The 20,544-nt window shown below is 72.6% G+C and carries 22 protein-coding genes and 6 pseudogenes; 6 read left to right on the forward strand and 22 right to left on the reverse strand.

The features are described 5' to 3' along the window. Nucleotides 1-323 (reverse strand): SDR family NAD(P)-dependent oxidoreductase (locus tag BJF79_RS45575; protein ID WP_143220950.1); only part of this gene is annotated, 323 nt, incomplete at its 3' end. A gap of 136 nt (nucleotides 324-459) precedes the next feature. Between BJF79_RS45575 and BJF79_RS68010 the strand changes: the two are divergent. Further along, nucleotides 460-573: pseudogene (locus BJF79_RS68010) on the forward strand (LysR family transcriptional regulator); the annotation flags it as partial. Between the two features lie 119 nt (nucleotides 574-692). Beyond that, a complete protein-coding gene (locus BJF79_RS45580) occupies nucleotides 693-1,412 on the forward strand; it encodes a LysR substrate-binding domain-containing protein (protein WP_262403538.1) in 720 nt (239 codons plus the stop codon). Between the two features lie 71 nt (nucleotides 1,413-1,483). On the opposite strand, the gene BJF79_RS56760 is transcribed toward BJF79_RS45580, so the two are convergent. From BJF79_RS56760 to BJF79_RS45600, 6 genes and pseudogenes are all read right to left on the reverse strand, one after another. Beyond that, nucleotides 1,484-1,654: a hypothetical protein gene (locus tag BJF79_RS56760; RefSeq protein ID WP_158079502.1), complete on the reverse strand. Its 171-nt coding sequence runs from the start codon at nucleotides 1,652-1,654 to the stop codon at nucleotides 1,484-1,486. Beyond that, a complete protein-coding gene (locus tag BJF79_RS45590; protein WP_075906895.1) occupies nucleotides 1,651-2,154 on the reverse strand; it encodes a hypothetical protein in 504 nt (167 codons plus the stop codon). The genes BJF79_RS56760 and BJF79_RS45590 overlap by 4 nt, the downstream gene beginning before the upstream one ends. A 64-nt stretch (nucleotides 2,155-2,218) precedes the next feature. Beyond that, on the reverse strand, nucleotides 2,219-3,430 hold the full coding sequence (locus tag BJF79_RS45595; protein WP_262403539.1) for a multicopper oxidase family protein: 1,212 nt from the start codon (nucleotides 3,428-3,430) through the stop codon (nucleotides 2,219-2,221). After that, a pseudogene (locus BJF79_RS66230) lies at nucleotides 3,431-3,613 on the reverse strand (multicopper oxidase domain-containing protein); the annotation flags it as partial. It lies immediately after the preceding gene. Further along, a complete protein-coding gene (locus BJF79_RS64625; RefSeq protein ID WP_262403540.1) occupies nucleotides 3,610-3,801 on the reverse strand; it encodes a hypothetical protein in 192 nt (63 codons plus the stop codon). The pseudogene BJF79_RS66230 and the gene BJF79_RS64625, both read right to left, overlap by 4 nt. Further along, nucleotides 3,794-4,183: a hypothetical protein gene (locus BJF79_RS45600; RefSeq protein ID WP_075906896.1), complete on the reverse strand. Its 390-nt coding sequence runs from the start codon at nucleotides 4,181-4,183 to the stop codon at nucleotides 3,794-3,796. The genes BJF79_RS64625 and BJF79_RS45600 overlap by 8 nt, the downstream gene beginning before the upstream one ends. Nucleotides 4,184-4,284: 101 nt before the next feature. Between BJF79_RS45600 and BJF79_RS45605 the strand changes: the two genes are divergently transcribed. Next, a complete protein-coding gene (locus BJF79_RS45605; protein ID WP_075906960.1) occupies nucleotides 4,285-5,163 on the forward strand; it encodes a LysR family transcriptional regulator in 879 nt (292 codons plus the stop codon). A gap of 53 nt (nucleotides 5,164-5,216) precedes the next feature. Here the strand turns inward: BJF79_RS45605 and BJF79_RS45610 are convergent, their stop codons facing one another. The 3 genes and pseudogenes from BJF79_RS45610 to BJF79_RS45620 form a co-directional block, all read right to left on the reverse strand. Then, nucleotides 5,217-6,398 (reverse strand): acyl-CoA dehydrogenase family protein, encoded by a 1,182-nt coding sequence (locus BJF79_RS45610; RefSeq protein ID WP_075906897.1) that lies wholly within the window; start codon nucleotides 6,396-6,398, stop codon nucleotides 5,217-5,219. A gap of 75 nt (nucleotides 6,399-6,473) precedes the next feature. Further along, a pseudogene (locus tag BJF79_RS45615) lies at nucleotides 6,474-7,564 on the reverse strand (winged helix DNA-binding domain-containing protein). Nucleotides 7,565-7,598: 34 nt separating this feature from the next. Beyond that, complete coding sequence (locus tag BJF79_RS45620) at nucleotides 7,599-8,024, reverse strand: VOC family protein (protein ID WP_075906898.1); 426 nt, start codon at nucleotides 8,022-8,024, stop codon at nucleotides 7,599-7,601. A 128-nt stretch (nucleotides 8,025-8,152) separates the two neighbouring features. On the opposite strand from BJF79_RS45620, the gene BJF79_RS45625 reads away from it, so the two are divergent. Then, a complete protein-coding gene (locus tag BJF79_RS45625) occupies nucleotides 8,153-9,136 on the forward strand; it encodes a helix-turn-helix transcriptional regulator (protein WP_187357151.1) in 984 nt (327 codons plus the stop codon). A gap of 6 nt (nucleotides 9,137-9,142) precedes the next feature. Here the strand turns inward: BJF79_RS45625 and BJF79_RS64635 are convergent, their stop codons facing one another. Both BJF79_RS64635 and BJF79_RS64640 read right to left on the reverse strand, forming a co-directional pair. Next, complete coding sequence (locus BJF79_RS64635; RefSeq protein WP_262403541.1) at nucleotides 9,143-9,925, reverse strand: CocE/NonD family hydrolase C-terminal non-catalytic domain-containing protein; 783 nt, start codon at nucleotides 9,923-9,925, stop codon at nucleotides 9,143-9,145. A gap of 154 nt (nucleotides 9,926-10,079) precedes the next feature. Beyond that, a pseudogene (locus BJF79_RS64640) lies at nucleotides 10,080-10,865 on the reverse strand (CocE/NonD family hydrolase); the annotation flags it as partial. A 79-nt stretch (nucleotides 10,866-10,944) separates the two neighbouring features. On the opposite strand from BJF79_RS64640, the gene BJF79_RS45635 reads away from it, so the two are divergent. Further along, nucleotides 10,945-11,883: an MBL fold metallo-hydrolase gene (locus BJF79_RS45635; RefSeq protein ID WP_075906900.1), complete on the forward strand. Its 939-nt coding sequence runs from the start codon at nucleotides 10,945-10,947 to the stop codon at nucleotides 11,881-11,883. Between the two features lie 48 nt (nucleotides 11,884-11,931). On the opposite strand, the gene BJF79_RS45640 is transcribed toward BJF79_RS45635, so the two are convergent. The 9 genes and pseudogenes from BJF79_RS45640 to BJF79_RS68020 form a co-directional block, all read right to left on the reverse strand. After that, entirely contained in the window at nucleotides 11,932-12,675 is a 744-nt protein-coding gene (locus BJF79_RS45640; RefSeq protein ID WP_262403542.1) for an alpha/beta hydrolase, read from the reverse strand. 221 nt (nucleotides 12,676-12,896) lie between these two features. Beyond that, a complete protein-coding gene (locus BJF79_RS45645; protein ID WP_075906901.1) occupies nucleotides 12,897-14,009 on the reverse strand; it encodes an FAD-dependent oxidoreductase in 1,113 nt (370 codons plus the stop codon). A 72-nt stretch (nucleotides 14,010-14,081) separates the two neighbouring features. Next, nucleotides 14,082-15,035: an aryldialkylphosphatase gene (locus BJF79_RS45650; RefSeq protein WP_075906902.1), complete on the reverse strand. Its 954-nt coding sequence runs from the start codon at nucleotides 15,033-15,035 to the stop codon at nucleotides 14,082-14,084. 27 nt (nucleotides 15,036-15,062) lie between these two features. After that, on the reverse strand, nucleotides 15,063-16,052 hold the full coding sequence (locus BJF79_RS45655) for a phosphotriesterase (RefSeq protein ID WP_262403543.1): 990 nt from the start codon (nucleotides 16,050-16,052) through the stop codon (nucleotides 15,063-15,065). Nucleotides 16,053-16,278: 226 nt separating this feature from the next. Further along, complete coding sequence (locus BJF79_RS64645; protein ID WP_262403544.1) at nucleotides 16,279-16,758, reverse strand: UTRA domain-containing protein; 480 nt, start codon at nucleotides 16,756-16,758, stop codon at nucleotides 16,279-16,281. A 50-nt stretch (nucleotides 16,759-16,808) separates the two neighbouring features. Next, a pseudogene (locus tag BJF79_RS68015) lies at nucleotides 16,809-17,057 on the reverse strand (GntR family transcriptional regulator); the annotation flags it as partial. 107 nt (nucleotides 17,058-17,164) lie between these two features. After that, nucleotides 17,165-18,145: an NAD(P)-dependent alcohol dehydrogenase gene (locus BJF79_RS45665; protein WP_075906903.1), complete on the reverse strand. Its 981-nt coding sequence runs from the start codon at nucleotides 18,143-18,145 to the stop codon at nucleotides 17,165-17,167. A gap of 168 nt (nucleotides 18,146-18,313) precedes the next feature. Further along, on the reverse strand, nucleotides 18,314-18,793 hold the full coding sequence (locus tag BJF79_RS45670) for a TetR/AcrR family transcriptional regulator C-terminal domain-containing protein (protein WP_262403545.1): 480 nt from the start codon (nucleotides 18,791-18,793) through the stop codon (nucleotides 18,314-18,316). Nucleotides 18,794-18,846: 53 nt separating this feature from the next. After that, nucleotides 18,847-19,044: pseudogene (locus BJF79_RS68020) on the reverse strand (TetR family transcriptional regulator); the annotation flags it as partial. 194 nt (nucleotides 19,045-19,238) lie between these two features. On the opposite strand from BJF79_RS68020, the gene BJF79_RS56765 reads away from it, so the two are divergent. Beyond that, on the forward strand, nucleotides 19,239-19,595 hold the full coding sequence (locus BJF79_RS56765) for a hypothetical protein (RefSeq protein ID WP_075906904.1): 357 nt from the start codon (nucleotides 19,239-19,241) through the stop codon (nucleotides 19,593-19,595). A 15-nt stretch (nucleotides 19,596-19,610) separates the two neighbouring features. Here the strand turns inward: BJF79_RS56765 and BJF79_RS45680 are convergent, their stop codons facing one another. After that, nucleotides 19,611-20,513: an LLM class F420-dependent oxidoreductase gene (locus BJF79_RS45680; protein ID WP_262403546.1), complete on the reverse strand. Its 903-nt coding sequence runs from the start codon at nucleotides 20,511-20,513 to the stop codon at nucleotides 19,611-19,613. Between the last annotated feature and the right edge of the window lie 31 nt (nucleotides 20,514-20,544).

Here is a 20,544-nt window from a genome sequence, read left to right on the forward strand (position 1 = left end):
CGGCTCTCCGCCACCGCGCGGTGCACCTGGTCCCAGTCGGACATGTCGGCCCGGATCGGCACCGCCCGCACGCCCCAGCGCCGCTCGACCTCCTCGGCCCGGCGCTCGACCTTCGCCAGGGTCCGGCCGATCAGCGCGACGTCCGCGCCGCAGCCGCCGAGCCGGTTCGCGATCGCCTGCCCCAGCCCGTCGCCCCCGGCACCGGTCACGATCGCCTTCTTACCGCTCAGATCCAGGAGATCGGTAACGCGCTTCTCCACGATGTGCCGCGGCAGCCGATCCAGGCCCATCACTTCGGCCCAATCGGGTTCCTGACCGTCCATCGAGAACTCCTCTCGCCGCCGCAACGCACTTTCGGCTATGGCTGTGGAGCCTACGACCGCACCCTTTTAAAGGCCAATATAGATTTCGGCGCTTGGCCATATCATTTCGTTATGGCGTGCTACACTGCACTTTGCGATGGACATCCACAGGCTGAAGTACTTCCTCCGCATAGCCGACGAAGGATCGATGACCCGCGCCGCCACCGTGCTGGGCATCGCGCAGCCCGCACTGAGCCGGCACGTCCGCCTCCTCGAAGAGACCTCGGCGTCACGCTCTTCCACCGGACGCCGCGCGGCGTCGAACTCACCGAGGACGGCGAACGGCTCCGCGCGTCCACCACCGCTCCCCTGCGGCAGCTCGAACTCGCCTTGTTCTACGCCGGTTCGCCGCTGGCGCGGGTCGAGCGCGGGCTGCACCTCGGCCTGCCCCCGACCGCCGCGGACGTCCTCGCCGGACCGCTGCTCGCGGCCCTCGGCGGTGAGTTCCCGGAGTTCAGCTTCCACGTGACGGTCGCGGGCACCAACACGCTCGTCCAGAAGATGCTGAAGGGGGCGATCGACACCGCCCTGATCAACCCGGTGGCCGACGACCGGCTGTTCTGCCGCGATCTCCTGATCGAGGACCTCTTCGTCGTCGGCGGGCCGCGATCGGGGCTGCGACCGGACCGTCCGCTGAAGTTCGCCGATCTCGCCGACCTCCCGCTCGTTCTCCCCGGCTCCCGCGTCGGGATCGCGGGCACCGTCGAGAACACGGCGCTGCGGCGCCGGCTGAAGATCCGCTCCAGATTCGCCACGGACTCCCTTCCGGTCGCCGTGAGCCTCATGGAGTCGGGCCTCGCCTACGGCGTTCTGCCGCTTTCCGCATGCGGCAAGGAAATAGCCGCCGGACGGCTGCGCCACGCCCCGCTGTGCGACCCCGGCCTCACCCAGAAGCTCTGCGCGGCCGCGACGATGCACCTCGAACTGCCACGGGAACTGGCACACAAAGTCGGCGACATCATCCGCAGGCAAACCCACCTGCTGACCCAGACCGAAGAATGGCCCGCGACCTTCCTGGCCAAGGAGGAATGGGACCCGAACAACGACTGACCCGAACGACAAGAACCAGATTCGCCATTCGACCATTTCCGCTCAGCGGAAAGCCGGTTCTCCCGTCGCGTTCACTTCTTCGGCGGCTTGTCTCCGGGCCAGGGCCCGGGAACGTGCGGGAAGCAGGCGCGGACGGCTTCCGCCCGCGCCTTCGATTCGGCGCTCGGGGTGCCGTGCAGCCGGATCCAGGAGGAATCGGCGAAGCCGAGGCCGAGATCCCCCGTGGCTGCGGCAGCCGTCACCTGGCGCGCGGCACCCACCACGGCACGAGCGAGGGTCCGAGTTTGCGGCCGACGCCGCCCCGGATGCGGACCAGCATCAGATGCCGGTCCGTCACGGCCATGACGTGCTCGCATCCGCTGGTGACCGGGTTGAACTCGACGAGGAGACGGCCCGCCAGACTGTCGATGCCGCCGTAAAGCGCCGTGGTGTGCTTGGGGTCGGGGAAATCCCACTCCCCGCTGGCGACCACCGCGATGTTGAACGCGGCGCCCACCATCTTCCGGGGCGCGGTCTTGCCGCCGAACCCGTCCTCCACCCGCCGTCCGCGCGGCACTCTCGGGCAGTCGCGATGCGGCCGGAGGTCCGCGTACGTCTCCAGCCGCTCCCCCGCGTCGATCGCCCCGGCGAGGAACGAGCGGATCTCCTCGTCGCTCAGCGAAAGATAGACCCCGCGCCGTCGCGCCTGCTTCGCGACGACCTTGGCCGTCTTGCCGGCGATGTCGCGGAATTCGTTCGCCACCCGAGCACCTTCTTCCTCAGCCAGGAAGATCATGCCGTGCCCGGCACATCACGACAATCCCGTTTCAGTGGATCTCGAGGTTGGCCATCATGCCCATGTCCTCGTGCTCGGCGTTGTGGCAATGGAAGAGGTACCGGCCGCGGTATCCGTCGAACCGGGTGACGATCTCCGCGGATTCGCCCGGCCGCAGCGAGACGGTGTCCTTCAGGCCCGCGTCGTGCGGCAGCGGCGGGCCGCCGCCGCGGGAGAGCACCCGGAAACCGGCCAGGTGCAGGTGGACGGGGTGGTGGACGTCGGCGATCAGCCGCCACACCTCGACGTCCCCGAGACCGACCGTCACGTCGGTGCGGGCGGGATCGAACGGCAGCCCGCCGATCAGCCAGCCGTGCCCGCCGCGCATGCGCCCGGCGCGGAACGACAGGTCCCGCACCCGGACGGCGTCGGACCGCCGCCAGGCGGGCGCGTCGGCGGACAGGACGCGCGGGACGCGGCTGTGGTCGGCGGCTGCGCGCGCCACCCGGAAGGCCAGCACGTCGCGGGTGCGCCCGGAGCCCAGCCGGTTGCGGACCCGTACCCGGCCGCCGACCGGGACGCCCGCGAAGTCGACGACCACGTCGTAGCGTTCGGCGGGCGCGATCGGCAGCGTCCGGTGGGCGACCGGCGCCGCGAGGAGCCCCTGGTCGGCGCCGACCTGGACGAGATCGAGCCGCCGCCCGTCGTCGGTGACCGCTTCGAGTTCGTAGTGCCGGGCGTTCGAGGCGTTCAGCAGGCGCAGCCGGTACCGGGCCGCGTCGACCTCGTGCACGGGCCACGGGGCGCCGTTGACCAGGATCACGTCGCCGAGGACTCCGGCGAGGTAGGCGTCGTGGACGCCCGGCCGCTCCCGCAGGCTCGGGTCGAGCGAGGGGTAGCGGAGGCCGCCGTCGGCGCCGAACGCGCGGTCGGCGATCATGAGCGGCAGTTCGCGCGGCCCCGCGGGCAGGCCGAGCGAGTCCTCGGCCTCGTCGCGCACGATGTGCAGCCCGGCGAGCCCCCGCCAGATCGCGGGGGCGGTGAAGTCCATCCGGTGGTCGTGGTACCAGAGCAGCGCCGCCCGCTGCTCCATAGGGAACGTGTAGTCGCGGGTCAGCCGCGTGACCACCGCCCGCGGATCGTGCATCCCGTGGGGGCCTTGCGGCGCGGAGGGCGGCCGCCCCTCGGGGAGGACGAGGTCGGTCGGGTAGCCGTCGGAGTCGGGGGGCGTCCGTCCGCCGTGCAGGTGGACGACCGTCGGCACGGGCAGTTCGTTGCGGTGCGTCACGGTGACGGGGCGGCCGCGGCGCGCCTCGATCGTCGGCCCGGGGAAGGTGCCCTCGTACGTCCACCCCGGTGTCGTGACTCCGGGCAGGATCTCCAGGGTCGTCTCGCGCTGGACGATCTCGTACCGGTCGACGCCGCCGGAGGCGCCGACCGGTTTCAGTACGCGGGCAGCGGCAGCGGGGTCTGGAACGGGGGCGGGAGCGGGACGGCGCTGCGCAGTTCGGCTCCGGTCTCCGCGGGGCGCCGCGCCAGCGCGGCGGCGGCCGACAGCCCGGTCGCGCCCATCAGCCCGAGCGCCCCGCCGATGCCCAGGGCCCGCCGCCTGCTGATCGCGCGTCCCTCACGCATCGGCTTCCGCCTTCCGCGCCGCGGGCCGCGGGCCCGGCCACCACACGGCGACGAACAGCACGGCGAGCCCGGCGACGGTCAGGACGCCCAGCGGAAGGTGCAGCCACAGCGCGCCTTTCATCCCGGCGAGGTACTGCACCGTCTCGGCCGCCACCACCGCGAGCGTCGCGAGGAACGGCCAGGCCCGGCGGATCCGGACCCACACGGCGATCGCGGCGACCAACTGCGCGTAGCCGATGTAGGTGACGACGTCGGCGCCCGCGGCGTGCATGCGCAGCCCGTCGAAGTCACCGCTCAAGTACACGCCCGCGAACACGGGCTGACCGAAGATCGCGGCCGTGTGCGCGCTGACGACGGCCCGCATCGCCCATCCGGTGAGCATCGGTGTCCCCCTCTCGATCCACCTCCGAAGATATGGCTTGAGAGTTATGGCGTCTAAGATCAATATTGCTATGCGGTTATGCAGTTGGGAGCATGACCGTCATGGACCTGAATTCGCTCCGGCAGTTCCTGGTGGTGGCGCGGCTGGAGCACCTCAGCCGCGCGGCGGACGAGCTGCGCGTCGCCCAACCGTCGCTGAGCCGCACCGTCGCCCGCCTGGAAGGCGAGCTCGGCGCGCCGCTGTTCGAGCGGGGCGGGCGGCTCCGGCTGAACGACGCCGGACGGCTCTTCCGCGACCACGTCGAACGCGCCCTGGGCGAGCTCGACGCGGGACGGCGGGCCGTCGCCGAGGCCACCGCGGAGGGGGCGGGCACGGTGCGGCTGGCGTCGGAGACCTTCCTGACCCTCACCGGGCCGCTGGCGGCCTTCAAGCGGGCCCATCCCGCCGTCGAGGTCGAGCTGCACTGGTCGGCGGCCGAGGACATGGCCCGCCGCCTGCGTGCGCAGGAGGTCGACCTGTGCGTCGCGTCGCAGCCGATCCGGGCCGAGGGGCTGGAGTCGGTGCGGCTGCTGGACGAGCCGGTGGGCGTGGCCGTCCCGCTCGATCATCCGCTCGCGGACCGTACCTCCGTGACCGTCGACGAGCTCGCCGACGAGCCGTTCGTCAGCGCCCGCGAGGGGCACTGGCACCGGCGGCTGCTCGAACGGCTCTTCGCCGCCCGGGACCGCACGCCGCGGATCGTCTGCGAGGTGGACGAGTCGGGCGCGATCGCCGATCTGATCGGCGCGTCCCTCGGCATCGGCCTCGTCCCCGCCCTGGCCCGGGGCACCGCCGGGCCGCCGCTCGCCTGGGTCGCCGTCGACAGTCCGGACTGCCGCCGCGCGGTCACCCTGTTCTGGGGCGCGGGCGGCCGCCTGCCGGCCGCCGCGCGCCTCATGCGCACCACGATCACCGGCTGGGACTGGACCGCCGGACGGTGAGCCCGTCGGCGGGCGAGGACGGCGCGCCGCCGGGCCGCGCCCGTCCGGGAGGGTCAGCGGAACGCCTGGACGCCGGTCAGCGCGCCGCCGATGACCAGTGCGTGGACGTCCGCGGTCCCCTCGTACGTCACGACCGATTCGAGGTTGTTCATGTGCCGGATGACCGGATACTCCAGCGAGATCCCGTTGGCGCCGAGGATCTGGCGGGCGGTCCGGGCGACGTCCAGCGCGGCGTTCACGTTGCCGAGCTTGCCCATGCTGATCTGCTCGGGACGCAGCCGCCCGGCGTCCTTGAGCCTGCCGAGGTGCAGGGCCAGCAGGGTCGCGCGGTTGACTTCGAGGGCCATGTGGGCGAGTTTCTGCTGCTGGATCTGGGTTCCGGCGATCGGCTTGCCGAACGCGGTGCGCTCCCCGGCGTAGCGCACCGCGGTCTCCAGGCAGGTGCGGGCGGCGCCCGCCGCGCCCCAGACGATGCCGTAGCGCGCCTCGTTCAGGCACGACAGCGGCCCGCGCAGGGACGACACCTCCGGCAGTACCGCGTCGGCGGGCACCCGGACGCCGTCCAGCACGAGTTCGGACGTCACCGACGCGCGCAGCGACAGCTTCCGGCGGATCTCCGGCGCGGTGAAGCCCGGGGTGCCGGACGGGACGAGGAAGCCGCGGACGCCCTCGTCGGTGCCGGCCCACACGACGGCGACGTCCGCGATCGACCCGTTGGTGATCCACATCTTGCGGCCGTCGATGATCCAGTCGGCGCCGTCCCGGCGGGCCCGGGTGCGCATCGCGCCGGGGTCCGAGCCCGCGTCCGGTTCGGTCAGCCCGAAGCAGCCGACCGTCTCGCCGGTCGCCATCCCGGGCAGCCACCGCTGTTTCTGCTCCTCCGACCCCCACCGCCAGATCGCGTACATCGCGAGCGAGCCCTGTACGGACACCATGCTGCGGACGCCGCTGTCCCCGGCTTCGAGCTCCATGCAGGCAAGCCCGTACGCGGTGGCGCTGGTGCCCGCGCAGCCGTACCCGTCCAGGTGCATTCCCAGCACGCCGAGCTTGCCGAGTTCGCGGGGCAGCTCGCGCGGGATCGTCGCCGTCTCGAACCAGTCGCCGACGTGCGGGACGACCCGGTCGGTCACGAAGGACCGGACGGTCGCGCGGATGTCGCGCTCCTCGTCCGACAGGAGGTGGTCGATGTCGAGGAAGTCCTTCGGGTCGAACCCGCCGTCGTCCGCCTTGCCCATCACGGTCGCCCTCCGTGCACGCCAACGTTGATCTGCACTCGATGGTCGCACGGCCCTCCCCCGCGGGCCGCGGCGCTACCCGGTGATCCGCGCTCGCGGGCTCTCGCCGTCGGAGAGGAACGACGCCATGCGCTCTCCTTCCTCCAGGACGTCCCTCCGGTCGGTCTTCGTGAGGGGGTGCAGCGGGTCGACGGTGACGGCTCCCTCGTCGACGCGCCAGGTCGCGGCGACCCGCCCGTCGACGAGGACGACGCGTTCACCGGCGACCGAGACCCCGCGATGGGCGTCGTCGATGATGCGGCTCCGGTCGTGGTAGCCGAGGATCGCGTTGTCGAACGCGGGCAGGAAGCGCACCGGTGCGGGCGTGCCGGGGTCGGGGCGCGGCGCGTCCGGGAGGTCGAGCAGCTCGCGGCCGCGCTTGTCGCGGAAGACGACCAGTTCCCCGCGCAGCGCGCGCACGGCCGCGGGCAGCCCGGCGAGCCCGCACCAGGCGCGCAGGTCGGCCGACGCCGCGGGGCCGTACGCCGCGAGGTAGCGCCGCAGCATCGCCTGCCCGACCGGGTCCGATTCGTCCGGGGACGGCGGGTCGATCTCCCGGCCGAGCCAGGACGAGAGCAGGACGTTGCGCACGCCCGCCTTCTCCCGCCACACCCCGCGCGCGGCGCCTGCGCCGTCGGGACGGCCGCGTTGATCAGCATCTCGCCCAGCGCCCGGCGGTCGACCCCCGGCCAGCGCCCGGCGAGCTCCCCGACGAGCTCGGACCGCGTGCGCGGGCGTCCGTCGGCCATCGCCGCGCGGCCCGCCGCCGCGATCTCGTCGAGATCGACCCCGTCGAAGTCGCGGCGGTAGACGCCGAGCGTCCGCTGCCGGAGCATGGCGTCGTGGCGCGCCCGCCAGGCGAGGGCGTCGGCGGCGGTGACGAGGTGGATCGTGTGCCGCATCAGCGGCAGGCGCACGACATGCCGTCCCGTCAGCAGGTCCGAGAGCGCCGCCGGGTCGAAGCCGGCGAGCCGGGACCAGAGCCCGGCGAACGGTTCCTGCGGTTCCTGCGCCTGCAGGCCGCCCAGGTGGGCGACGGCGTCGAGCACCGGGACGTCCGCGCGTTCGAGCAGCAGTTGCCGGGCGAGCGCGGCGCGGTTCAGGGCCCGGTCGTCCAGGACGGTCATGTCGCATTCCTGCTTTCGGGGGTCGGGCGGGGGATCAGGACGCGTTGTACTCGCTGACGACGTCCACGACCCACGTGACGCCGAACCGGTCCTTCAGCATCCCGTACAGGGGCGCCCACTGCGCGGGGCCGAGCTCCTGCACGACGGTGGCACCGGCAGAGAGCTTCTCCCAGTACCCGGTGATCTCCTCGGCCGTCTCGCCGCGCAGCGAGACGAAGAAGGCGTTGTCGCCCTGGTCCCAGGGCAGGTGGGACGGCACGTCGTAGGCCATCACCCGGAAGCCGTTGCCGGCCGACACCTGGCCGAACGACACCTGGTCCGCCTCGTCCGGGTTCTGGACGTTCCCGGTGTCCTTGTTCGTGACGATGACCTTGTGCCCGCCGAACACGGACTCGTAGAAGCCGAGCGCCGCGCGGGCGTCGCCCCGGAAGTTCAGGTGGGTCACCACGTCGACCGACATGATCGTCTCCTTGCGTTCGTTGTGTCTTCGGCGAACGTGAGGACGGTTCGTCCGTCCCCCCGCTCGTCGAGAACGATGGCAGGAGAAGAGGTCAGGTCGTGTCCGCTACTTCGAGCAGAATGGCGAGCATGCAGAAAACCTCGTCCCGGCTGCTGGCGCTGCTGTCGCTGCTGCAGGCGCGCCGGGACTGGCCGGGCGCGCTCCTGGCCGACCGGCTGGACGTCAGCGCGCGCACCGTGCGCCGCGACATCGACCGGCTGCGCGAGCTGGGCTACCCCATCGCGGCGGTCAAGGGCCCGGACGGCGGGTACCGGCTCGACGCCGGGACGGACCTGCCGCCGCTGCTGTTCGACGACGAGCAGGCCGTCGCCCTCGCGGTCGCGCTGCGGACCGCGGTCTCCAGCGGCGCCGGGATCGAGGAGGCGGCGGCCCGCGCGCTGCAGACGGTCCGGCAGGTGATGCCCGCGCGGCTGCGCCACCGCGTCGACACCTTGCAGGTCACCGCCGTCCAGCGGGCCCGGACGGTCGCGCGGGTGGACGGCGGGGTGCTGATCGCGCTCGGCGCGGCCGTCCACGCCCGCGAGGTGCTGCGCTTCGACTACGCGTCCCCGCGCGGGACCGCCGCGGACCCGCCGCCGCGCCGGGTGGAGCCGCACCACCTCGTCACGTGGGGCGGCCGCTGGTACCTCGTCGCCTGGGACCTCGACCGCGACGACTGGCGCACCTTCCGCGCGGACCGCGTCACGCCGCGCGTCCCCACCGGGCCGCGGTTCGCGCCGCGCGAGCTGCCCGCCGCGGACGTGGCCGCGTTCGTCGCCGACCGGTTCCGCGGCTCCGACGGCTCGGGCGACTGGCCCTGCCGCGGCGAGGTGATCCTCGACCTGCGCCGCCGCGACGCGTCCCGGTTCGTCCGCGACGGGGTCGTGGAGGCGCTCGGCCCGGACCGCTGCCGACTCGTCCTCGGGTCCTGGTCGTGGGCGGGGCTGGCCGCCGCCATCGGCCGGTTCGACGCCGACCTGCAGGTCGTCGGGCCGCCCGAGCTCAGGGACGCCTTCGCGCGCCTCGCCCGCCGCTACGCCGACGCCGCCGGGGCGGGCGACGCCGCCGACTGATCCGCCTCACTCCGCCGTCGCGCGGCCCGTCGTGAAGGGCAGGACGAGACGGGACGGGTGGGCGGCGTCGCGGTACACCTTGTGGGCCGTCGCACGACCGGACGGCAGGTGCATCGCCTCCGGCGGCAGCAGTGCGTTGTGCGCGTCGGCCATGGGCTCGTCGCACGACAGCTCCACCTCCAGGCGGTGCCCCGGCTCGAAGGAGTTCGCGAAGGGGTAGAGGCGCACGACGTACTCCTCGACCTTGCCGGGCTCGACCGGGACGGCCCGGGTGTGCGGGTGGTACGGGTCGCCCTCGGTGGTGCGGTCGTCGAGTTCGCGGTGCGACGCCTTGAGGTAGCCGGTGGTGATGAGCCGCCGCTTCCCGTCGGGGGCGGTGTCCCACAGGCGCAGGATGAGGTTCGTGTCGTCGGTGTCGATCTCGACGAACAGGTGCGCGGCGCCGGTGCCGATCATCTCCGTCGCGGCGGCGAACGGCTCGGTGGCCCAGCTCAGCGTCTCGACCTCGTCGGTCACCGTGAGCGGCGCCTGGTAGAAGCCGTCCGGGGCGGCGAACTCGGTGGCCAGCGGCTCGGGCTTCGCGGAGAGCTTGCGGCGGGGGCGCAGGTAGAACGGCTTGTGCTCGACGCCGTCCAGCGGCCACCGCGGCGAGGTCGCCCACTCGCGGGAGCCCTCGACGAAGACGTTGACGGACGGCTCGTCCATCACGCCCGTGTCGACGCCCTTCAGCCAGTGGTCGTACCACCGGAACATGTCGTCGTGGACCTCGTGGAACGGGCGTTCCTGCATGGGCGGGTACGGCAGGAGGTCCAGCTTCTTGGGGCCCTTCAGCGCCTTGTACAGCTCGATGCTGCCGTCGACGGCCAGCCGCGAAGTTGATCTGCACGTACACCGGGATGTCGATGTTCGGCGCGAGCGTGATGGGGTTGCGTTCCTCGTAGTACTCCCCGTCCAGCTCGTTGAGGATGATGTCGTACCAGAGCTCGCGGTTCTTGGGGTAGTGCAGGACGTGCGCGAGGTTCGGCCACCTCGCGACGTCCGGGTCGGCGAGCCGTGCCTCGACGCGCTTCGCCAGTTCGTCCGGGGAGAGTTCCTCCAGCATCCGGGAGCGGATGTCGGCGACGGCGATGCCGGAGTCGCCGCCGCGGCCCTCGCGCGCCGCGCGCGGCATGAACCAGAGGATGCCGCCGTGGTAGGAGGTCTCGTAGAAGTCGTAGTGGCCGCCGCTGACGAAGATCGCCTTGAGGTGCGGGGGCCGCTCGGCCGCGGCGAGGACCTGCATCGACGCGAAGTACGAGACGCCGACCATGCCGATGTTGCCGTCGCACCAGGGCTGCTCGGCGACCCACTCGATGAGGTCGTGGGCGTCCTGCCCGAGGGGCGTGCCGCCCGCGTTGTAGTTGCCCACCATGACGCCGCCGGACGCGCCGGAGCCGCGCAGGTCCGCGATGACGTGGGCGTAGTCCTCCCGGACGATCCGCGCGATGTCGCCCGCTTCGAGGCAGCCGTCCCACAGCGGGCTCGGGCGGCGCTGCGGCGGGAGCATGAGCGACTGCGACTGCAGCTCCTTGCCGTAGGGGCTCATGGCCAGCAGGACGGGCCGCGGCCGGTCGTCCGCGCCGTGGTAGACGTCGAGGGCGAGGGAGACCCCGTCGCGCATCGGGGCCCGGAGGTCCTTGCGGACGGCGATCGTCTCCCCGCCGGCGTCCCACGTCTTGAAATCGGCCATGAGTGCGTTACTCCCAATCGACGACTGCTAGACATATTATTATACTAAAGTTGCGCAAGAGACCGAGAAGGAGACAGCGATGACGGACGTCGGCATCCATCCCCTGGTGTCGCCCTGGGGACGTTTCGGGCTCTACACCTTCTTCATCGACGCCCCCGAACCGGCGATCGTCGACACCGGCATCGCCTCGTCGCCCGCCGACGGGATGGCGCCCGCGCTCCGCGAACTCGGCCGCGACATCGCGGACGTCCGCTGGATCCTGCTCACCCACGGCCACATCGACCACCTCGGCGGCGCCCACGCGCTGTGGGAGCTCACGGGTCGGCGTGCCCGGGTCGTGATCCACCGCGCCGACGCCCGCCTGCTGCGCTCGCGCCGCGCGCACGTCGAGCAGTACGTGCGCGTCCGGCAGCGCTACCTGCACAATCCGGACGGCGCGGCGGAGCAGACGAAGGCGGCGGAGGCGGTCGTCTCGGGCGAGATGGAGCCGACCGTGCTGCTGGAGGGCGGCGAGACCCTCTCCCTCGGCGGGGACGTGACCGTCTCCGTGCATCACCTCCCGGGGCACACGGCCGGATCCGTGGGCTATGTCGTGGACGGGCAGAACTCGGTGTTCGTCGGCGACGCGGTGCAGGTCCACGGCGCCGCCAACGGCTTCCCCGGCTACGAGGATCCGGACGCCTACCGCGCGAGCCTGCGGCACCTGCGCGACGAGATCCGCCCGCGGAACCTGTACCTCGGCCACCCGTACCGGAGCCCGGACGGCGAGCCCTACGGCGTCGAACTGGACGCCGAGGAGGCGCGGCGCGCTCTGGAGGAGAGCCTGGACGTCGAGGCGCGCGTCCGCGACGCCGTCCGCCCGTACCTGCGGGACGGCCTGCGGGAGACGGACTCGGTGTACTCGCCGTTCGCCCCGGTGGCCGAGGAACTCGGCTACGAGGGCGACCCCCGGCTGGAGCCGTCGCCGTTCTTCACGACGCTCCACGGCTACCGGGAACGGTTCGCCGCCGACTCGTGAGAAATCGGGGGGCGGCACGGGCCCGAGGGGTCCCTGCCGCCCTTCCGTTCAGTGCCGGTTCAGGAACTCGCCCGTCTCCTCGAACGCCCGGTGGTACTCCGGGATCCACGCGAAGTTCACGACGAACCCGTGGTTGGCGCCCGCGTAGCGGCTGACCGCGGCGTCCACACCGGCTTCGCGCAGCCTGCGGCCGTAGAGTTCGCCCTCGTCGCGCAGCGGGTCGTACTCGGCCGTGATGACCAGGGCGGGCGGCAGGCCGGAGAGGTCCGCGCGCTTGATCGGGGACACGAGGGGGTCCGCCGGGTCGGCGCCGCCGTCCAGGTAGAACGAGTTGAACGGCTTGAGGCCGGGCGTTTCGAGGCCGTACCCCTCCGCGTTCTCCCGCAGCGAGGCGTAGCGGCCGGTGTCGAAGTCGAGGTCCAGGGACGGGTAGAAGAGGATCTGGTGCGTGATCCGGTCGAATCCGTCGTCGTGGGCCATCGCCGCGACGGCGGCCGCGAAGGCGCCGCCGGAACTGTCGCCCGCGATCGCGAGGTCGCGGCCGTCCCACCCGAGGTCCGCGCCGTGCTCGGCGGCCCAGCGGACGACCCCGTAGCAGTCGTCCAGGCCCGCCGGGTACGCGGCCTCGGGGGCCAGGCGGTAGCCGACCGAGACGACCTTGTGCCCGGTCTCCTTCGCCAGCGACCGCGCGACGGCGTCGTGGGTGTCGAGGCTTCCGGAGAAGAACGCGCCGCCGTGGAAGTAGACGAGGAGGCCGTGGGCGTCCGCGGCGGTCGGGGTGTAGATCCGCACGGGCACCTCGCCCGCCGGCGTCGCGCGCGGCGGCGTCCTCGACGGCGTGCAGCGGCAGGCGGTCGCCGGGCGGCGGGACACGCGCGGCTTCGGCGGCGCGCATCGCCGCGGGGTCCGGCGGCGCGCCGTGGTCGGGCGGCGGGAGGGTGGCGAGCAGCTTCGCGATCTCGGGATGCAGGGTCATGGATTCACCTCCGGCCTGGACGGCCTGGTCGGCCAGGTCACTTGATCGACGACTTCTCGGGGAACGCGGTCCGCACCGACTGCGCGTCCCACGATTCGCGGGAGATGCGCTGCAGCGCGTCCGTGTCGGGCTTGCGGACGGCCTGGTAGCGGGCCAGCGCGTCCCGCACGGAACCGGCCTCGCGCAGGGCGCCGGCGAGCCCGCCCGCGTCCTGGATCGCCTGGTTGGCGCCCTGCCCCTGGTGGTGCAGCATCGCGTGGGCGGCGTCGCCGAGCAGCGCGACGGAGTCGGAGTGCCACGTGTCGACGGGGTCGATGTCGAACACGGCGCGGCTCGTCACCGTGTCCATGTCGAGGTCGCGGGTGATGTTCACGAGCCGCTCGTCGAAGCCGTCCATCAGCACCAGGAGACCGTCCTTGGTGATCTCCGGGGCCCACGAGTCGTCGTCGGACAGCGCGGTGATGTCGAAGGACACCTCGCCGCGGTGATGCAGCGGCAGGAAGTAGACCATCGTGCCCCGGTCGTTCATGTAGAGGCGGAGGTTGTCGTCGACGTCCAGCCCGTACGCGTCGTCGCAGGAGATCACCGCGCGGTACGCGTGCGCGCCCGAGAACACCGGCTCGGCGTCGGAGAACAGCCGCTTGCGCACCACGGAGCGGATGCCGTCGGCGCCGATCACCAGGTCGGCGGTCGCCCGCTTCCCGTCGGCGAAGGTGAGCGTGGCGCGGTCGCCGCCGTCCTGGACGTCCGCCACCTTGTGGCCGAGGTGGACCATGCCCTCGGGGAGGAGCCGCAGCAGGGTGTCGATGAAGTCCCCGCGGTGGATGAACCGGGTCTTGTTCGGCCGGGCGTAGTCGTCGACCTTGGGCCAGTCCTCACGCTGGATGAGGTCACCGGTCGCGGTGAGGATCTCGAAGCGGTCGCTCGGGGTGCTCACGGCCGCGATCGGGTCGAAGATCTCCAGCTCGCGGAACAGTTCCAGCGTGGGCGGGCGGAGGCCGATCCCGGCGCCGACCGGGCGGATGGCGGTGGCCTGCTCGTACACGTGGACGTCGGCACCGAGCCGCCTCAGTGCCACCGCCGCGACCGCGCCGCCGTACCCCCCGCCGACGATGGCGACCTTCAGGTTCTCGAGTTCCGAAGTCTTCATCCGTTCTCTTGCCTTCTCGTAGCCGGCGCACCGCTGCGCGCCGTCGGTGGTTGGGTGGGGACCGCTCCGGGATCAGTCGGAGATCGTCAGGAAGTCGGCGGGATTGTCTTCGAGCAGCTTCCGGATCGTCGCCTCGTCCAGTCCGGCGGCGCGCAGGTCGGGCACGAGGTCCTCGAAGATGTAGTTCACGGTGTGCCCCTTCACGCCCGGCCAGCCGAGCGGGCTGCAGTTGGCGTCGGCCGAGACGAGCGCCCGGTCGAGGAACCCCCTGCCGATGAAGCCGAGGAAGTGGTCCAGGCGCTCCCGCCTCGGACGGGCCCAGAACGGCGGGTCTTCGAGTTCCGTCTCGTACCCGAAGGTGTCGAAGCCGATGCGTCCGCCGCGTTCGGCCAGCCACGTGTCGGGCGTGTTCGGCGCGTTGACGCCGTCGTCGGCGTGCCCGAACAGGACGCGGTGCAGCGGGAGCCCTTCCTCCTCGAAGATCGCGACGGCCGGTCCGGGGTCGATCGCCAGGTGCGTCAGGATCGGCACCCCGGTCGTCACGGCGGCGCGGGCGGCGGCGCGGTAGATGCGCTTGTCCAGATCCGTCATGCGTCCGCCGCGGCTCACGCCGACCTTGATGACGCCGGCGCGGCCGCCGGTGCCACCGATGCCGACGGTGATCTCGTGCACGAAGTGCCGGGTCAGGTAGTCGACGGACGCGCGCGCGAAGTGCGGCAGCGCGGTGTCGCCGCCGACGAAGCCGGTGCAGGCCACGATGTGGACGCCGGTCTTCGCCGACAGGGACCGGTAGTAGTCGATGTCGCGGCCGTTGCAGATGCCGGTCACGTCGACGAACGTCCCGCCGCCGTACTCGCGGAACCGGCGCAGCTTCGGAACGGTCTCGGCGTACCGTTCCTCGGGCGTCTTCCACCATCTGGTGTCCAGTTCCGAGCCGGGCATGCCGTACCCGATGTGCTCGTGGACGGCCACGACGCCCAGTTCCTCCGCCGGGATCGTCCCGAGGACGGTGTTCACCTTCGACATATCGAGCCTCGTCTTCTCAGCGCAGGGTCAGCAGGTCGCGCGGGTTGCCCACGAGGATGCGGCGGGCGTCGTCGCGCCGAGCCCCAGCGACTTCGCCAGCGGGACGAACGACGCCAGCACGTGCTCGTACGGCAGGTCATACGCGGGCAGGCCCTTCGCCACGCCGATCGCGTTGCCCGACAGCAGGATCCGGTCGCCGTGGCCCGCCCCGACGAGGTCGAGCACCAGGGCGGCGCGCTCCCGGTCGGTGACGTGGGCTTCGTCGTCGTTCAGGCCGACGTGGTCGAGCGCGACGAACGCCCCGCGGCGCGCGACTTCGAGGGGCGCCCCGGCGGCGACGGCGTCCCGGCGGTCGAGCCCGCCGACGACGACGCGATCGGCCGGGAGCCCCTCGTCCAGCACGACGCCGAGGTCGTGGAGCGGATCGTTCCCGTACCGGACGGACAGCGGGACGCCCGTGCTCATCGCCGTGCGGGCCGCGCCCCGGAAGAGGCTCTCCTCGGTGGCGGTCATGCCGTCGGCGGCGGCCGCGGTCGCCACGAGGCCCGCGGCGCCCCGGCGCTCCACCCGCGGAACCACCATGCCCTCGGTGATCTCCCTGGTGAACAGGTCGGCGAACTTCTCGGCGGGCCACGGCGTCGGCGGGTTCGTCTGCGGCGTCAGGAAGTAGCCGCCGAGCATCTCCTCGGGGCCCATGCCCGTGGACGCGACGATGTGCACCCCGGTCGAGCGCGAGAGCGCCTCGTACAGCTTCACGTCGCGTCCGTGGAACATGCCCGTGGCGTCGACGACGGTCTTGCCGCCATGGGCGCGGAACTCGGCCAGCTTCCGGGCGAGCGTCTCGAAGATCTCGGCGCGGTCCATCGTGACGTCGAACGCGTGCTCGGCGCCCGGGACCACGCTGAGCAGCGCCTCGTGGACGGCGACGATTCCCAGGTCGTCCGCCGGAACGGGGCCGAGGACGGTGTTGACGGTGCGGGCCTCGACGGCCTGCGCACCCGTCGTCGCACCCGTCATGGGCATTTCCTTTCGTCGGCTCCTCGCCGGGGTCGGTACGGGCGGCGGTGAACGGGAGAGGAGCCGGAGAGCGAGAGGAGAGAGCAGGTGCACCGGGGAGCCCGACGTCCGCCTTACGGGCCGTAGTCCACCGCCTCGCCGAGTAAGTATTGACATATTATAATAACAAAGTCAACGATGAGTGCGCCGCCGCCGCTCACCGGCGGCCCGGCCGCTCGGCGGCCCTTCAGCGGCCCGTGACGAACCGGTACTTGAACTCTTCGGCCCGGTGCACCGCCGAGCGCCAGCCCGCGGGCAGGCCCCCGGTCGTGAAGAAGATCGTCTCGATGACCAGCAGCGGGCCGCCCTCGCGGACGCCCAGGGTCGCCGCGTGGTCGGCGGTCGCGGCCGCCGCCCACGCCTCGTGCTCGGCGCGGTCGAGCGCGATGCCGAACCCCCGCTCCAGCAATTGGAACGCCGAGCCCGTCTCCTCCAGTTCCGCCGCCGTGGGGGCGAACTCCCCGGGCGCCCGGATGTAGACGTCGGCCTCCACCAACGGCTCGTCCTCCACCAGGATCAGCCGGGTGAAGTGCAGGAGCCGCTCGTGCGCCTCGATGCCCAGCCGGCGCCGGATCCGGGCGGGCGGCTCCACCCGTCCGACGCCGGACACCTTCGACGCGGGATGCAGTCCGCTGTCGGAGAGGTACTGGTTGAGGGCCCCCGGCATGACGTCGGCCGGCCGGTGCACCCGGGCGCCGGAACCGGGAACGTCCCCTTGCCCTGCCGCCGGTAGACGTAGCCCTCGTCGGCGAGCTCCTTGAGCGCCTGCCGGATAGGCGCCCGGCTCACGTCGAACCGGGCGAGCAGCAGCGCCTCGGTCATCGGCCGCCCCGGATCCGCGTCTCCTCCGACGATCTCCGCGCGCAGGATGTCCTTGATCTGCCGGTACAGGGGGACCCCGGACGAAAGATCGAGCTCGCCGTTCGCCATCGCCTTCCGGCCCTCTCGACACCACACCATGATCATGAACCGCGAAGGCCCGTCCGAATGCTACCCCGACGCCCGGCGCGGGCCGGTCGCCCCGGGCGGTCGGGGGCCGCCCCGGGCGGTCGGGGGTGCGGTCGGCGGGCCGGTCAGAAGGTGACGGCGACCTTGCCGCGGGCGTGGCCGCCCTCGATGTGGCGCAGCGCCTCGGGGATCTCGGCGAACGGGTAGGTCCGGTCGATGACGGGCACGATCTCCTCCTTCTCCATGAGGTCCGCGAGGAACCGCAGGTCCGCGGCGTTGGGCTTCCAGGCGACGCGCGCGATGCGCTGCTTCACGAAGGGGGCGGTCAGGGCACCGCGCAGCAGTTGGCCCGCCGGGCCGAGGAGGCCGCGGCGCGGCGTCGCGATGCCGCCCACGAGCACGAGCGTCCCGCGCGGGGTCAGGGGGCGCCGCAGCGCCGCGAGCGACCGGTCGCCCACGATGTCGACGAGCAGGTCGTACCGTCCCGCGCGGTCGGTGAAGTCCGCGCGGGTGTAGTCGAGGACGTCGTCCGCGCCGAGCGACCGGACCAGTTCGACGTTGCGCGTGCTGCACACGCCGGTGACCTCGGCCCCGAACGTCCGGGCGAGCTGGACCGCGAACGTGCCGATGCCGCCGGAGGCCCCGTTGACGAGGACGCGCTGCCCGGCGGCGATCCGGCCCGCGTCCCGCAGCCCCTGCAGCGCGGTGTGCCCGGCCATCGGCACGGCCGCCGCCTGCGCGAAGGTGAGGCGGGCGGGCTTGACGGCGAGCCGGTCGCGCGGGACGGCGACGGCCTCGGCGAACGCGCCCAGCGCGACCTCGCCGAACACCTCGTCGCCGGGACGCAGGTCGGTCACGTCGGCGCCGACCCGTTCGACGACGCCCGCGAGGTCGGCGCCGAGGACCAGGCCCGGCTTCGGCCGCCGCAGGCCGACGCTGAGCCGGACCAGCTTCGGGTGGGCGCGCAGGTGGCGCCAGTCGTAAGGGTTGACGGAGGCCGCCCGCACCCGCACGAGCACCTCGTCGCGGGCGATGGCGGGCTCATCGACGTCCTTGAGGGTCAGCACGTCGGGCGGGCCGTAACGGTCCCAGCTCCAGGCTTGCACGGCGGTGTCCTTCCGATCGGTCCCCCCGGGCCGTCCTCGCGTCGTACGGCGTAAGGCTGTCATACGTCGTAAGGCTACGGTACGTCGTAAGGCTGTCAAGAGGGTGCGCGGGAACCGGACGGCTTCAGCCGTGTCCGGAACGGGTCACGGGGGGGTTCACGGGGCGGATCACGAAGCGGCGGCGGCCCGGCGGCGCTCCAGCCCTTCGAGGATCAGGTCGAGCGCGAACTCGAACTCGAACTGGTCGTCGCAGAAGCCGAGGGTGCCGTCCGGATCGTCGTGGACGGCGTCCGCCAGCATCCCGACGATGTTCGGATACCGGTCGGCCATCTGCTCCATCATCGCCGCGGCCGCCTCGTCCGTGCTCTGGGCGCCGTCGGGCTGGAACAGCTCCTGCGCGAACCCGAGGGCACGGCTGCCCAGGACGTGCAGCGCGCGGTGGGCCAGCTCGTAGGAGAAACCGCCCGCCCGGAGGATCCCGACGACGCCGTCCAGGTACGCGATGACGGCCGGACTGGTGGTGCCGCGGGTTTCGAGCACCTGCGGGGCCCAGCGGTGGCGCAGGAAGACCTCCCGGGCGGTGAGGATCCGCGTGCGCAGCGCCGCCCGCCAGTCGTCCTCCGGGGACGGCGCGTCGGCCTCGTCCACCGCCGCCGTGTGATCTCCGCAAGGATCACCTCGACGGTGCCGTCGAACACCGCCTCCTTGTTCGCGACGTGGTGGTACAGCGACATCGCCTCGACCCCGAGCTCCTGCGCGAGCCCGCGCATGGTGAGCGAGTCGGGTCCGGCGCGGTCGGCGATCGCCACGGCCGCGCGCAGCACCCGCCGTCGGCTCAGCGGGATCCGGGGCCGCTCGTCGGCGTCGGTGCGGGCGTCGGCGTCGGTCCGTGGGGTCATGGATCTCCCTCCCGGCGCACTGTACCCGTACACGGTAAGTCCGCGGCCGCCGGTGCCCGCCGGGTCGGGCGCCGAAGTTGCGCGCCCGTTACCCCGGCACCCGTCCGGGTGCGGGATGATCTCTGCCCGGTACCCCGCCCGGAACGGTCCCGCCCGGGACCCGTTCCGTTCGTCCCACCCCGCAAGGAGCACCGATGACCGACTCCGTCAAGCTGCAGGTCTCCGGTCCGGTCGACCAGGTACGCGCCACTCTGGAGCAGGCACTGCAACCCGAGGGGTTCCGCGCCACCTGGGAGAACGCCGAGGACGGCCTCATCGAGAAGGGCACCCGCACCAAGGCCCTGCTGCTCGGCGTCTTCGCGACGCACTACAAGTACCGGGTGCTGCTGCACCAGCAGTCCGACGGCACCGTGATCGTCGACATCGGGCTCGCCAACACCGGGCTGTCGGGCGGCGCCGCCGGGGTGGCCAAGGTCCGCAAGAAGCTCGACCACGTCGGCAGGGTCGTGACCGGCGCCTTCCAGAGCGCCGGCGGCCTCGTCAACGCCTGATCCGCCGCCGGCGGGCTACGCGGTGAGCAGGGCGGGGGCGAGGCGGCGCCACTCCTCGCGCGGGAAGGCGTTCTGGTCGGCGGTGAGGACCTGGACGCAGACGTGGTCGGCACCGGCGGCGCGGTGCTCGTCCACCCGGCGCTTGATCGCCTCCTCGTCCCCCCACGCGATCAGCGCGTCGAACAGGCGGTCGCTGACCGACTCCACGTCCTGCGACGAGAAACCGGTGCGCAGCAGGTTGTTCGCGTAGTTCGGCAGGGAGAGGTACATGCCCAGCCACTCGGTGCCGATCGCCCGCGCCTCGTCCCGCGTCGAGCACAGGATCACCGTCTGCTCCGGGAGGACGAGCGGGCCGTCGCCCAGCGCCTCCCGGGTGCGGCGGGTGTGCTCGGGCGGCGCGAGGTACGGGTGGGCGCCGCGCGACCGCAGCCGCGCGGTCTCCTGCATCTTCGGGCCGAGCGCGGCGAGGACGCGGCTGCCCTCGGGCACCGGCGTCGCCGCCCCGTCGAGCCCGTCGAGGAACGCGTTCATCGCGGCGAGCGGCCTGCGGTACCGTCCGGCCTCCTTGGCGTCGACGAGCGGGGCGTGGCTCACCCCGATGCCCATCAGGAAGCGGTCGCCGTGCTTCGCGGTGAGGGACGCGTGCGCGGCGGCGGCGTCCGCGGGCTCGTGCATCCACAGGTTGAGGATGCCGGTCGCGACGACCGTCCGGCGGGTCGCCGCCAGGAGATCGCCGACGGCGTCGAAGACCGGCCCGCCGACGTCCGGGATCCACTGCGCGGTGTACCCCAGTTCCTCAAGCTCGGCGGCCGCCTCGGCCGCCTCTCCACGGTCGCCGTACCGCAGATGCTGGCTCCACACACCGACACCGGAGATCTCCACAGCGCCCATCCCTTCGTCGTACGCGTTGAAGATCACGCTACCCGCCGCCCGTCCGGCCGGTCCCGGA

The sequence above is a fragment of the Actinomadura sp. CNU-125 genome (genome assembly GCF_001942465.1).
In the GTDB taxonomy this organism is placed as follows: domain Bacteria; phylum Actinomycetota; class Actinomycetes; order Streptosporangiales; family Streptosporangiaceae; genus Spirillospora.

Coding starts and splice junctions, on each gene's coding strand:
- BJF79_RS45655 (WP_262403543.1), bottom strand. CDS start 16,052: ATGACGGGTGCGACGACGGGTGCGCAGGCCGTCGAGGCCCGCACCGTC.
- BJF79_RS45645 (WP_075906901.1), bottom strand. CDS start 14,009: ATGAAGACTTCGGAACTCGAGAACCTGAAGGTCGCCATCGTCGGCGGG.
- BJF79_RS45605 (WP_075906960.1), top strand. CDS start 4,285: ATGGACCTGAATTCGCTCCGGCAGTTCCTGGTGGTGGCGCGGCTGGAG.
- BJF79_RS45625 (WP_187357151.1), top strand. CDS start 8,153: ATGCAGAAAACCTCGTCCCGGCTGCTGGCGCTGCTGTCGCTGCTGCAG.
- BJF79_RS45610 (WP_075906897.1), bottom strand. CDS start 6,398: ATGGGCAAGGCGGACGACGGCGGGTTCGACCCGAAGGACTTCCTCGAC.
- BJF79_RS64635 (WP_262403541.1), bottom strand. CDS start 9,925: ATGCAGGAACGCCCGTTCCACGAGGTCCACGACGACATGTTCCGGTGG.
- BJF79_RS64625 (WP_262403540.1), bottom strand. CDS start 3,801: ATGCGTGAGGGACGCGCGATCAGCAGGCGGCGGGCCCTGGGCATCGGC.
- BJF79_RS45620 (WP_075906898.1), bottom strand. CDS start 8,024: ATGTCGGTCGACGTGGTGACCCACCTGAACTTCCGGGGCGACGCCCGC.
- BJF79_RS45635 (WP_075906900.1), top strand. CDS start 10,945: ATGACGGACGTCGGCATCCATCCCCTGGTGTCGCCCTGGGGACGTTTC.
- BJF79_RS45600 (WP_075906896.1), bottom strand. CDS start 4,183: ATGCTCACCGGATGGGCGATGCGGGCCGTCGTCAGCGCGCACACGGCC.
- BJF79_RS64645 (WP_262403544.1), bottom strand. CDS start 16,758: ATGCCGGGGGCCCTCAACCAGTACCTCTCCGACAGCGGACTGCATCCC.
- BJF79_RS45650 (WP_075906902.1), bottom strand. CDS start 15,035: ATGTCGAAGGTGAACACCGTCCTCGGGACGATCCCGGCGGAGGAACTG.
- BJF79_RS56765 (WP_075906904.1), top strand. CDS start 19,239: ATGACCGACTCCGTCAAGCTGCAGGTCTCCGGTCCGGTCGACCAGGTA.